This window comes from Larkinella insperata, assembly GCF_026248825.1.
Taxonomy (GTDB): Bacteria; Bacteroidota; Bacteroidia; order Cytophagales; family Spirosomataceae; genus Larkinella; species Larkinella insperata.
The window spans coordinates 3,244,415-3,258,014 of the sequence record NZ_CP110973.1; the positions used below are offsets into that span (position 1 = coordinate 3,244,415).

The window sequence follows — 13,600 nt, forward strand, 5'->3', positions numbered from 1 at the left end:
TAGCGTTAAAGGTTGTTTCGCGGAGTTCAGCAACGGTAAGCAGCGAATAAATCAGAAACTAGTCATAAAACATGATACGGACCGTAAACCTACAAAAAGTTTTCGCGACAGAGGAAGTCGAAACCACCGCCCTGCACGGCATTTCCATGGATGTAAAGGATGGCGAGTTCGTGGCCATGATGGGGCCATCCGGCTGCGGAAAATCCACGCTGCTGAACATCCTGGGCCTGCTCGACAACCCGTCGGAGGGCGAGTATTTCTTTTACGGCACGGAAGTGTCAAAAATGTCGGAACGCCAGCGGGCGCAGCTGCGAAAAGGATCCATTGGCTTTGTATTCCAGAGCTTCAACCTGATCGACGAACTGACGGTTTACGAGAACGTCGAACTGCCGTTGCTGTACCTGAAAACCCCCGCCGACGAGCGCAAAAAAGCCGTTGAGGAAGTGCTGGAGCGAATGAACATCATGCACCGGCGCAATCACTTTCCCCAGCAGCTTTCGGGTGGTCAGCAGCAACGGACGGCTATTGCCCGGGCGGTGGTTGCCAAACCCAAGATGATCCTGGCCGATGAACCGACCGGTAACCTCGACTCGACCAACGGCGAAGAGGTGATGAAACTGCTGAACCAACTGAACACCGAAGGCACTACGATCATCATGGTGACGCACTCACCATACGATGCGGGCTTTGCCCACCGGATCGTCAACCTGTTTGACGGCAAGATTGTGACGGAGAATTTCCACGTCTGACCTCCGATTCCGCGGATTAAAGGATTAGCGAAGCTATCGACTGCAACCATTTACTTGTTCCTGCTTGATCCTTTAATTCGTGGAATCTCAGTTCTGGCCATTACCACTATGAAAAAGTTAATTCTGTTCTTATTACTGGTCTGTTTCGGGCGTTTGTCGGCTTCGGCGATGGGCCATCCGCGTAACCTGTTTTCGGCGCACCAGAAAGTTAAACAGTACGTGCCGAAGGGGAAAGAAGGGCATCGATCCGCTTGCCGCCTTTCAAAACGTACCTTCATTGAATACGTCCGGGCACTGGCTGGTTAGTCGTATTTTCTGATTTTTAGCTCCATGCTTCTTAACTACATCAAAATTGCGCTGCGTAACCTGTGGAAACACAAAACGTTTGCGCTGGTCAACGTCATTGGCATGTCGGTAGCTTTTGCGAGCTGCCTTTTGTTGTTTCTGACGGCCTGGAACCAACTGTCGTTTGATGATTTTCAGGTTAACCGCGACCGGTTGTTCATGGTCTACGAGCAGTCGGGACCGATCAACAAGTCGGCGACAATGCCGGCCCCGCTGACGCCCGCGCTGCGGAAAGAGCTGCCGGAGATTCAGCACGTTACCCGCATTGTCAACGGGGGCGGACTGGTGCAGTACCGGGGGCAGGAATTCGACAAAAGCGTTCAGTTTGTCGATCCCGATTTTTTCGCCATGTTTTCGTTTCCGTTGCAGAAAGGTAACCCAGCCACGGTCTTGAACAGCCTGAGCAATGTGGTGATCAGTGAAAAAACAGCCGAAGCCATTTTTGGAAAAGCCGATCCCGTCGGAAAAACGCTGCTGCTGCGCCAGGAAGAAGCCTGGAAACCGTTCGTGGTATCGGGCGTGGTGGCCGACGCCCCGGAAAACTCCAGCATCAAGTTTGACATTCTGGCCCGGTTTGAAGCCTATCCGGAATACCAGGCAAACAAAGATCGGTGGGACAATCAGTACCACAATGTTTATGTTCAGGTCGATCCGAACGTAACCGAAGCTGCGCTGGAGCAGCGACTGCGGCCGTTTGTTTTGAAATACTACGACAACGCTATCCGGAACCTGAAACGTGACGGGGGGCAGCCCGACGAAAACGGGGATTTGACCAGTTTGCGGCTGTTGCCGTTCCGGGATTTGCATTTCGATACGGAAGTAGGAGGGGGCAACAGTTCACCCGTTAAACGGTCGTACCCGATTCTGCTGCTGATAGTAGCCGGTTTTATCGTCCTGATTGCCTGCATCAATTTCATTAATCTGTCGACGGCCCGCTCCATGACGCGTTCCCGCGAGGTTGGAATGCGGAAAGTGCTGGGGGCGCTGAAACAGCAACTGGTATTCCAGTTCTGGGGGGAAGCCTTTATCCTGTGTCTGATTGCGCTGGTGCTGGGCGGACTGCTTGCCGCATCGCTGCTCGGTCAGTTTAACGCAATTTTCCGCAGCAATACCTCTTTCGGCGGGATGGTAACGCCCGGCCTGCTGCTTTCGATGATGGCGATTTTTGTGTTCATCACCTTCGTGGCGGGGGGCTATCCGGCCCTGTTCGTCGCGCGGCTGAGCACAATTCAGATTCTGAAGGGCAAAGTGTCGCTGGGCAAAACCGGTGCGGTCCGAAATACCCTGCTCATCGTCCAGTTTGCCATCGCTACCTTCCTGATCGGCTGCACCCTGATCGCGTGGCAGCAGGTAACGTTTTTGCGAAACATGCCCCTGGGTTACAACGAAGATCAGGTGATCAGCATTCCGGTGGGGGACCGGATCAACGGGCGGCAGGCGCTGAATCTGTTTCGCGATAAACTCGTTCAACAACCGAAAGTCCTGAGCATTACGGGCGCCTACAAGAACTTTGGCCGGGGGCTGGATGGTTCGACCTATACGTCCATCGTTGGCTTCGATCATAAAAACCGTACGGTTCGCTCGCACTGGCAACCCGTCGATTATGATTACCTGAAAACGCTCGACATCCAGCTGATCGCCGGTCGGGACTTTTCCCGACAGTATGCAACGGACACGACGGCCAGCGTCATCATCAACGAAACGATGGCGAAACAACTGGGCGAGAAAAATCCGGTTGGAACCCTGCTAAATGTCGAAGAAAATGCCCCTCCGATGCAGGTCATCGGGGTGGTCAAAGATTACCACCACGAATCGTTGAAAAAATCGATTCAACCGAATACCCTCCTGATCAGTCACGACTGGCCCATTGGTTACATCCTCGTCAAGATTGCCCCGGACAACGTTCCGGCAACGATGGCTATTCTGAAAAAAGCCTGGGAAGAGGTAGCGCCCAAGTCGGAGTTTCAGGGAAGTTTTCTGGATGAAAATACCAACCGGCAATACCAGTCGGAGGAGCGGATGTCGAAGATGTTTATCAGCGCGGCCGTTATTGCCATTCTACTTTCCTGCATGGGCTTGTTTGCGATTGCCGTGATGGTAATGGCGCAGCGGACCAAAGAAATCGGTGTCCGGAAAGTGCTGGGTGCCAGCGTAGGCAGCATTGTGGCGCTGCTCTCGAAAGACTTCCTGAAGCTGGTGCTGGTTGCCATTGTCATGGCTACGCCGGTAGCCTGGTGGATGATGGAGCAGTGGCTCGAAGAATACGCCTTTAAAATCACGATCGAATGGTGGGTGTTTGCGCTGGCGGGTTTGCTGGCGATCCTGATCGCGTTCGCAACGGTGAGCTTCCAAAGCATCAAAGCCGCCCTGACGAATCCGGTAAAGAGTCTGAAAACCGAATAAACTTCCGAAACTCATCAGGAATGAAGGGTCGCGGAAGATTCCCTGCGTTTACGTTTTAATCGGCAGATCCGACCGCGGCCGGGCGGTTCAAGAGAGCTAATCTTTTCAAAACAACAACATATGCTAACGAACTACTTGAAAATTGCCTGGAGAAACCTGCTCCGTAACTGGGGCTTCTCGGCGATTAACGTGTTAGGACTGACGGTCGGCGTAACGGCCTGCCTGCTCATCAGTTTGTACGTGCGACACGAGTTGAGTTACGACCAGTTCCACGCGAAAGCCAATCGGATTTACCGGCTCGTTACCGACATCAAAACGCCAACCGAAACCATCAACACCGAGTCGACGTCCTTTGCGATGGCAAATGCCGTCAAGACCGGACTCCCCGAAGTGGAGCAGGCCGTTCGGTTGCTGAACCGGGGAATGCTGGTGCAGCGGGGCGAACATAAATTCCAGGAAGACGGCCTGGTGTTTGCCGACTCGGCTTTCTTCCAGGTATTCTCCTTTCCGTTGCTCAAAGGCAATCCGCAGACGGCGCTGGTGGCGCCCTTCAGCATTGTTCTTACCGAAAAGGCGGCTTTGAAGTATTTTGGCAACGAAGACCCCATCGGAAAAGCCCTGATGCTCGACGGGCGAAACAGCGCCACCGTTACCGGGGTCGTCGCCGATGTGCCCGATAATTCCCAGATCAAATTTGATCTTCTCGCTTCCATGTCGACAATGACGAAGGCCTTTGCGCCGGGCTTGGACGACCAGTGGGGCAACTTCGGCCCAATCACTTATCTGTTACTGAGAGACCGCACCACTTCTGCGGCAGTGACAGCCCGAATGCCGGATCTGGTGCAACGCCAGGCCGGGTCGTTCATGGAGAAGAACAAGATGTACTATAGCTTGTTTCTGGAACCGCTGACCGATGTGTACCTGCGCTCCACCCGGCAAACGCAGGAAAGCGGCAGTATCACCAACATTTACGTTTTCTCGATTGTCGCCGGATTTATTCTCCTGATTGCCTGTATAAACTTTATGAATCTGGTCATCGCCCGGTCGTCGGAGCGGGCCAAGGAGGTGGGCGTCCGGAAAGTGGTCGGGGCCGTACGGAGCCAGTTGACGGGGCAGTTTCTGAGCGAATCGGTTCTGCTGAGCCTGATTGCTTTTGTTCTGGCCGGTATTCTGTGCGAATTGTTGCTACCGGCTTTCAACATGCTTTCGGGCAAAATCATCAGCCACAGCCTGTTCACCGACGGGACCTACTGGCTCACGCTGCTGGGCTTGGCGGCTTTGGTGGGCGGTTTTGCCGGGATTTATCCGGCGCTGGTCTTATCCAGCTTCAAACCCATTGCCGTTCTCAAGGGCCGTTTTGTCAGCAGTTCGCAGGGTATTTTACTCCGCCGGACGCTGGTTGTCGTGCAGTTCATGATTTCGGTGGCGTTGACGATCGGAACGCTGGTGGCCTACCGCCAGTTGAATTTTATGCGCAACCAGCAATTGGGCTTCCAGAAAGACCAGACGCTGGTGGTGAGCCTGCCCGATCGGGATTTTATGACCAAAAACCAACGGTCGCTTCGCAACCAGCTGGCGGCCCTGCCCGGTGTGCAGGCCGTGGCCGTTTCGTCGCATCTGCCCGGTGGCGGGAGCCTGGGCGCGTACACCGAAATCGAAAACAAGACGGGGGAGATGCAGGCAGCCAACATGGGGCTGTATTCCGTCGATTTTGACTTTCTGCCGCAATACGGGGTGAAACTGGTGGCCGGGCGGATTTTCTCGCCGGAGTTTTCAACCGATTCGACGCAGGCGCTGGTCATTAACGAAGCCGCAGCCCGGGCGTTGGGGTACGCGTCCCCCGCGCAGATTGTTGGCAAACGGTTTGCGCAGTGGGGCCGGACCGGGCGGATCATTGGTGTGGTCAAGGATTTTCATACCAGTTCGCTGCGGGAGAAAATCGGGCCGCTCACCCTGCGGATCGAACCCGGCGACTTTTCGCTTTTTTCGCTGAAAGTCAAGGGCGCCGACGCAACGGCAACGATTCAGAAACTGGAGCGTTTTTGGAAAACCGCCGTGCCGCAGCGCCCCTTCGAATACTACTTTCTCGATCAGGCTTTCGATAAGCAATACCGGGCCGAAGAACGGTTCGGGAGGCTGTTTCTCTACTTTTCAGGACTGGCTATTTTCATCGCCTGCCTGGGCCTGTTCGGCCTGACTTCCTACACGACGGCCCAGCGGACGAAGGAAATCGGCGTGCGCAAAGTGTTGGGCGCGTCGGTGCCTAACATTGTGCTGCTGCTTTCCAAAGACTTTTTGAAACTGGTGCTGATTGCCGTAATTCTGGCGGCCCCGGTGGCGTGGTGGGCGATGGACACCTGGTTGCAGGACTTTGCTTACCGGATCAACGTCGAGTGGTGGATTCTGGTGCTGGCGGGCGTACTGGCCGTGACCATTGCCTTCCTGACGGTTTCTTTCCAGTCAATAAAAGCCGCTCTGACCAACCCGGTAAAGAGTTTACGAACGGAATAATAACCCGCCCGGATCGTTCTGCGGAGCCGCCCGGGCATTGGCAACCCTAATCATGCTACGGAACTACTTCAAAACCGCCTGGCGCGGACTGCTCAACAGCAAAGGCTATTCGGCCATCAACATCGGCGGGCTGGCGCTGGCATTGGGCATCGGTATTTTGCTGCTCTGGTGGGTGAAAGATGAACTGAGCTTTGACCGTTTTCACACCCACAGCGGCCGGATTTACCGCGTCAACGGTGGCTTTGGCTCGGGCGAATCGCAGCAGTATTCGGGACAGATTGTTGCGCCGGTAGCGGCCTACGCCCGGAAAAACATGCCGAATGTTGAGGAAGCCGTGCGGGTGGTGGATAGCTACGATATGTCGCCGTTCAAAGTGCAGGACAAAACCTTGGTGGAAGAACGGGCGATGTACGTTGATCCGGCTTTCTTCACCTTCTTTGATTTTGAACTTGTAAAGGGAAACCGGGCGCGGCCGTTCCCGGATCTGCAGTCGGTTATCCTGACGGAGTCGGCGGCTCTGCGGTATTTCGGCCCGACCGAAGCCGTTGGGAAAGTGCTGTATTCCATTCCCAAAAAACAGAATTACGTCGTCAGCGGTATTATCCGCGACTTTCCAGATAACTCCAGTATCCGGGGCAACGTGCTGTTTCCGCTGGAAATTGTCGCCAAGACCTACCAGCCGAATGACTACTGGAAGTCGATGGACTCGGACTGGGGCAACTGGTACGCCAGAACGTTTGTCCGCGTTGATCCGAAAGCCGATCTGGACAAAATCGCCAAAACACTGACCGACGTTCATCACGCCAGCAATCAGTATGACCAGGCGACGGTATACCGCCTGCAACCTCTGAAAGACATTCACCTCTACCGGGCCGACGGGACGCCGGGGGTCATGCAGGAAGTGAAAATGATGGGCATCGTTGCCCTGGTACTGCTGGCCATTGGTTGCATCAATTACGTCAATCTGGCTACGGCGCGGGCCACGCAGCGCGCCAAGGAAGTGAGCGTTCGCAAAGTAGTGGGGGCGGGCCGGACGCACCTGATTGGGCAGTTTCTGGCCGAGTCGCTGCTGATTTTTGTGGTGGCGCTGGTGCTGGCGATTGTGCTGATCAAGGGCCTGGAATCAACGTATCAGGAACTGAGCGGCAAAACGCAGCCTTTTTCGTTGACTGATCCGCAGGTCTGGCTGGTACTGATCGGGGCGCTGGCGTTTACGCTGGCGATTGCGGGCATTTACCCGGCGCTGGTTTTATCGTCGTTTGAACCGCTGAAAGTGTTGCGCGGAAGGATGGCGACGGGCGGCAAAGGAGGCACGTTCCGGCAGACGCTGGTTATCGTGCAGTTTGCTTTCTCAACGGCATTGATCGTGGGTACGCTCATTATCGGCAACCAGTTGCGGTTTTTGCGCGAACGCAACTTAGGGTACAACCGTGATAACACGTTTGCGTTCTGGATGACCGACGAAATGTCGAAACACTATAGCTCCGTGAAAACCGAGTTGCTGCGTCAGCCGAGTGTGCGGGGAGTAACGGCGTCCAACAACAACCTGCTGAGTATCGGCAACAGCACCGGCGATACCGACTGGGAAGGGAAGCCTAAAAACAGCATATTCATTGTCAGCCGGATGCAGGTGGAAAAAGACTTTATCTCGTCTTTCGGGCTGAAGATGGCGTACGGTGAAACGTTTACCGGCACGCCCGCCGATTCGATGCATTACATCCTGAACGAAACCGCCGTGAAAAAGACCGGGATCAAGAACCCGATTGGCAAGAGTTTTACCTTGGGGCAGACCAAAGGCATGATCATTGGCGTGATCAAGGATTTTCATTTTGCCTCCCTGCGTCAGAAAGTAGAACCGGCGGTGTTCTACTACCGGCCCAGCAACAGGCTGAACCGGATTTACATCAAAACCACCGGCCTCGATGCTCCCAAAGCCGTGTCCGCGGCCGAAAAGCTCTGGAAACAGTATAGCCCGGATTATCCGTTTGAGTACCAGTTCATGGATGTGCAGTACAACGAAATGTATAAATCGGAGCAGCGGACGGGGCAACTGTTCAATTTCTTTGCGGGCATCACGATCCTGGTTTCCTGCCTCGGCCTGTTCGGGCTGGCGACGTTCACGGCCCAGCAGCGGACGAAGGAAATCGGCATCCGCAAGGTGCTGGGCGCGTCGGTGTCGGGTATTGTGGCCCTGCTCTCGAAAGACTTCCTCAAGCTGGTGTTGATTGGAATCGTCATTGCTTCGCCCATCGCGTGGTGGATGATGAATCAGTGGTTAGCCGATTTTGCCTACAAAATTGACCTGGATTGGTGGGTGTTTGCGCTGGCGGGTCTGCTGGCGATTCTGATTGCCTTTGCCACGGTCAGTTTCCAGAGCATCCGGGCCGCCCTGATGAACCCGGTGAAGTCGCTTCGTTCGGAATGAAGAATTGGAAGTGAATAATGCGTCAGCTAACCGCCGGGCGTCGGCGGTCAATGCCAACCCCGTCTTAACTCTTAATTCTTCACCCATAACCCGTTGAAGTATGCTGACGAACTATCTGAAAATCGCCGTCCGTAATCTGCTGAGGAGTAAGTCGTTCTCGGCCATCAACATCCTGGGGCTGTCGGTGGGCATGACGTGCTGCATGCTCCTGCTGCTGTATATCCGCAGCGAAGTGTCGTACGACAAGCACCACCAGCATGCCCATGAACTGTACCTGATGGGGCAGGAGTCCCGCATTGGACAGAGTAAAAGTGAGGTATGGCCTTCCGTATCGGCTCCCTACGCCTTTGCGCTGAAGTCCGAATTTCCGGAAATTGAACAGGTGAGTCGGCTGTGGGCCAATATGATCGACGGCAAGGCGCTGTTGCAGGTGCGCGAAGGGGGCAAAGCCCTCAAATCGTTCTACGAAACCAGTGGCTACCAGGTTGACTCCACTTTTTTTGACCTGTTTTCCTACCAATTTACGGAGGGGAGCACCCGCACGGCACTGGCTGACCGAAATTCAATCGTGCTATCGGAAGATGTGGCCCGGAAGCTATTCGGCACTACACCGGCCCTGAACAGACTGGTTCGGATCAGCGGCACAATGGGCGGAGGGGAGGATTTCAGGGTGACGGGGGTTTTTCGCGACGAAAGCGCCCGCTCGCACATCGACGCCCGGTTCTTTTTGCCCCTTTATTCCGGTTGGGTCGGTAACTTTCTACGGAACGAGAAGCTGGATTTTGCCAGCAACAACATGTTCATGACCTACCTGCGGCTGCGTCCGGGTGCCGACGCCCGGCAGTTGGAAAAGAAACTGCCCGCGTTCATGGATAAATACGCTCGTAATGACCTGAAAGTGTTGGGCGTCAGCAAAAAGATGTTCCTGGTTCCGGTACCCAGCCTGCATCTTTATGATGATTTTACAACCGCTGTAACGCCGACCAACACCACCACCTACCTGTATATTCTGGCGTCGATTGCCGTCTTTACCCTGCTGATTGCCTGCATCAATTTTATGAACCTTTCGACGGCCCGCTCCGCCAAACGGGCCGCCGAAGTCGGTATTCGGAAGGTGATGGGGGCCGAGCGGGGCGCTCTGGTGGGGCAGTTTCTGGGGGAATCAATGGTGCTGGCGTTGCTGGCGCTGGTGATTGCCGTCCTCACGGTCTTATTGCTGCTGCCCTTATTCAATCAGTTGACGGACAAGGCGATGCAATTGTCTGAACTTCTCGAACTGCGTATCGTTGCCGCTTTTGTTGGGCTGGCTATCCTAACGGGTCTGTTGGCCGGTAGTTACCCGGCGCTCTACCTGTCGTTGTTCAATCCGGCGCAGGTTTTGAAGGCGGGTGCCAGCAGCGGCAAGGTCACCAACATGCTGTCGGCTACGGTTCTGCGTCGGGGACTGGTGGTGTTTCAGTTCGTCATCTCGGTTGGGCTGGTGTTGGCGACGTTTGTCATTCAGGAACAGATGCGTTTCATGCGCAACAAGTCGCTGGGCTTTACCCAGGATCAGCAAATTGCCATTCCCTTCCGCAGCAGCGAAGCCCGCAATAGTTACACGGCCTACCGCAACGAAATTCTAGGCAACAATCAGGTGGTGTCAGCGGCCGGAACGCAGTACTACCCGGGCATTGTCAACGCCAGCGACTTCATGTTGTATAAACCCGGGCAGAGCGTCGCCAACGCCCAGGACATCAAAAGCAACTGGGTGGATTACGATTACCTGCAAACAATGGGCTTTCGACTCGTGGCCGGACGATTGTTCTCGCGCCAGTTTCCGGGGGACACCAATAACCGCATGGTCGTCAACGAAGCCGCCCTGCGGAGTCTACAGATTCCCCTCAACCAGGCCGTCGGCCAAAAGCTGAACTTCGACTGGCAGGGGCAAACGTACCACTACGAAATTGTGGGCGTACTGAAGGATTTTCATTTCGAGAATTTGCACCAGACCATCCAGCCTTACGGTTTTATGCTGAGCAGTAGGCCCGACTACAACTACATCATCGTGCACGTCAACACGGCCAACATGGAGAAGGTACTGGGTTTTCTCGAACAGAAATGGAAGGCACTACGCCCCGAAGAACCCTTTGAGCACACGTTCCTGAACGAAGATTTTCAGAAGAATTACCAGGCCGAAGTTCGCACATCACGCATTGTCAGCTACTTCACGGCTATTTCCATCCTGATTTCGTGTCTGGGTCTGTTTGGACTGGCGGCTTTTGCGGCCCAGCAGCGGACGAAGGAAATTGGCGTGCGCAAGGTGCTGGGCGCGTCGGTGGCTAACATCGTGCTGCTGCTTTCCAGGGATTTTCTGAAGCTGGTACTGATTGCCATCCTGATTGCCTCACCGTTGTCGTGGTGGGCCATGAATCAATGGCTGCAGGATTTTGCGTACAAAATTGCCATTCCCTGGTGGGTGTTTGTGTTGGCCGGTGGGCTGGCGCTTTTGATCGCATTCATTACCGTCAGTTTCCAGAGCATCAAAGCCGCCCTGATGAACCCGGTGAAAAGTTTAAAAACGGAATGAAAAAGGCCGGGAGAGAAACGTCTTCGCCCTCCCGGCCTTCCTTCTTTCACCTGTTTCTTTCTACGTATATGCTTCGCAACTACCTGAAAATCGCCTGGCGCAACCTGATTAAACACCCGACAACAACGGGCATTAATATCGTTGGGTTGACCACGGGGCTGGCCACCTGTCTGCTGATTGGGCTGTTTATCCGCAACGAATTGAGTTACGATACCTACCACGCCAAGAGCGACCGGATTTACCGGGTCAATATCATTCGAACGACCGGTGCCGAAGTAGACCGGTCGGGCATTACACCGTATCCGCTGGCCCCAGCCATGCGAACCGACTTTGCGGACTGGCCGAAAATCGCCCGGATTCACGCCGATCAGGATTTGACCGTTCTGGTTTCGCCGGAAAAGGTATTTTCGGCCGACAACGTGGTTTTTGCCGAACCGGAACTGCTCGATCTCTTTGATTTTACGTTCCTTACCGGAGATGGCCGGGCCATTTTGAGTCAGCCCAACCAGGTCATTCTGAGCGAAACGACGGCCCGGACCTATTTCGGCACGGTTTCGCCCATTGGCAAGACCCTGCGCATCGGAAACGACCTGACGGCGGTGGTCAAGGGCGTGATGCAGGACATTCCGGCGCAGTCGAACCTGCCCGCCAGCATGCTGGTGTCGTTTTCGTCCATGAAAACCTTTTTCTCGTTCGGCATCGACGAGTGGGGTCTGCGTTCCGGCGGCAGTGTCTTTGTAGCCTTGCCCGCAGGGCGTTCGCCTGAAGACTACGCGGACCGGTTGCGGCAGGTTGAAAAGAAATACTTTTCCGGCCGGGATGGCGATACCAGCGAGCTGGTGCTGCAACCGTTGCGGGATATCCACTTCAACCCGACTTTTGAAGGAACGATTCTTACCCCGGCCATTTCGCCGACGTACCTCTACGTGTTCGGCGCGGTCGGTTTATTTGTGCTGCTGATTGCCTGCGTCAACTTCATTAATATGTCGACCGCCCGCGCCATGACGCGTGCCCGGGAAGTGGGCGTTCGGAAGGTGATTGGTGCGACGCAGGGGCAACTGGTGGCGCAGTTTCTGAGCGAAGCCTTCTGGGTAACGACTTTTTCGGCGGTGCTGGCATTGTTGATTACTTACAACGTCCTGCCGCTGGTTAACGACTTTATGCAGAAGCAGATTGCTTTTGTGTGGAGCGAGTCGGTGCTTCTGCTGGCGGTTCTGGCATTGCTGACCGGGCTGCTGGCGGGTTTATATCCGGCCTTTTTTCTGTCCCGGTTTCAGCCCGTCCGGGTCCTGAAAACCGCGGCTGAACCGGGGCGGGGCGGAGTCGCCTGGTTGCGGCAGGGGCTGGTGGTTTTTCAGTTTACGATTTCGCTGGTGCTGGCGGTAGGCGTTTTAATTGTGTACCAGCAAATGAGCTTCTTCCGGCAGAAAGATCTGGGATTCAGTCAAAAAGCCATTCTGTCCGTGGGCTTGCCCAAACAGAATGATCTGAACGCCCTGCGCCGGTCGTTGCAGCAGGTTCCGGGCGTTGAACAGGTCTCACTGGCACTGGGTGCCCCAACCTCCCGCAACAATTTCGGAACGGATATACGCCTTGATCCCGCCAATCCGGCTAAAAAAGTATCCATTGCCCTCAAACTGGCCGATGCCGATTACCTGAATACGTATGGATTGAAGCTGGTGGCCGGACGCTTCTTTGAACACCGGGATACGCTGGGAATGGCAAACAGCATTCCGGAGGAGAAACGGCGGTATGCCTTCGTGGTCAATGAAAATCTGGTAAAAACAATGGGGTTAGCGAAACCGGAGCAAGCCGTTGGTCGCAAAATCCGATTGGGTTTAAACGACATTACGGCCGAAATTATCGGGGTGGTTCGGGATTTTCACACCAGTTCGTTGCGCGAGCCGATCGTACCGATGGTGATGATGAACTTCCCGTCGTTCTATTATTCGGCGGGTCTGAAATTGAACACGCAGGATTACGCCCGGACGCTATCGGCGGTCGAAACCACCTGGAAGAAGTTTTACCCCGACGCTCTGTTCGAAGCCAAATTTCTGGACCAGAGTCTGCAGGAACTCTACGAGAACGAGCAACGGCAATTTACGCTCTTGCGGGTGTTTGCGGGGCTGGCGCTGGTGATTTGCTGCCTGGGCCTCTGGGGATTGGCCAGCTTCATCATCGAACGCCGGACGAAGGAAATTGGCGTGCGCAAGGTGCTGGGCGCGTCGGTCAGTAGTATTGTCGCGTTGTTGTCCAGGGATTTTCTCAAACTGGTGCTGGTCGCCCTGGTGATTGCCACACCGATTGGCTGGTACGCGATGGAAAGCTGGCTGAAGGAGTTCAGTTACCGCATTGAGGTAGAGTGGTGGGTGTTTGCGCTGGTGGGTACGGGCGCGGTTCTCATTGCCTTTCTGACGGTGAGCTTCCAGAGCATTAAAGCCGCCCTGATGAACCCGGTCAGGAGTTTAAAGTCCGAATAACTTTGTCATGAACCGGACTTACGCGGATGAAAAGGAGGAAGGAAGGGCTTTTCTCTCGTAAATTCCTCCGGCCGACGGCTTTAACCGGCGTACCTCCAGTTCATGACCCCGATGTGAT

At 54.8% G+C, this 13,600-nt stretch carries 7 protein-coding genes; all 7 read left to right on the top strand.

All coding sequences use genetic code 11. The features are described 5' to 3' along the window. Positions 1-71: 71 nt before the first annotated feature. Positions 72-749 (top strand): ABC transporter ATP-binding protein, encoded by a 678-nt coding sequence (locus OQ371_RS13175; RefSeq protein ID WP_111626950.1) that lies wholly within the window; start codon positions 72-74, stop codon positions 747-749. Positions 750-857: 108 nt separating this feature from the next. Further along, positions 858-1,055, top strand: a complete 198-nt coding sequence (locus OQ371_RS13180) for a hypothetical protein (protein WP_265994236.1) — start codon at positions 858-860, stop codon at positions 1,053-1,055. A gap of 24 nt (positions 1,056-1,079) precedes the next feature. After that, on the top strand, positions 1,080-3,497 hold the full coding sequence (locus tag OQ371_RS13185; RefSeq protein ID WP_265994237.1) for an ABC transporter permease: 2,418 nt from the start codon (positions 1,080-1,082) through the stop codon (positions 3,495-3,497). Between the two features lie 120 nt (positions 3,498-3,617). Continuing rightward, on the top strand, positions 3,618-6,008 hold the full coding sequence (locus tag OQ371_RS13190; RefSeq protein WP_265994238.1) for an ABC transporter permease: 2,391 nt from the start codon (positions 3,618-3,620) through the stop codon (positions 6,006-6,008). Between the two features lie 52 nt (positions 6,009-6,060). Continuing rightward, positions 6,061-8,433: an ABC transporter permease gene (locus OQ371_RS13195; protein ID WP_265994239.1), complete on the top strand. Its 2,373-nt coding sequence runs from the start codon at positions 6,061-6,063 to the stop codon at positions 8,431-8,433. Between the two features lie 100 nt (positions 8,434-8,533). Next, positions 8,534-11,002 carry an ABC transporter permease gene (locus tag OQ371_RS13200; RefSeq protein ID WP_265994240.1) on the top strand — a complete coding sequence of 823 codons (2,469 nt, stop codon included), beginning with the start codon at positions 8,534-8,536 and terminating at the stop codon, positions 11,000-11,002. Next, positions 10,999-13,482 (top strand): ABC transporter permease, encoded by a 2,484-nt coding sequence (locus OQ371_RS13205; protein WP_265994241.1) that lies wholly within the window; start codon positions 10,999-11,001, stop codon positions 13,480-13,482. Before OQ371_RS13200 ends, OQ371_RS13205 begins: the two co-directional genes overlap by 4 nt. Positions 13,483-13,600: the final 118 nt, after the last annotated feature.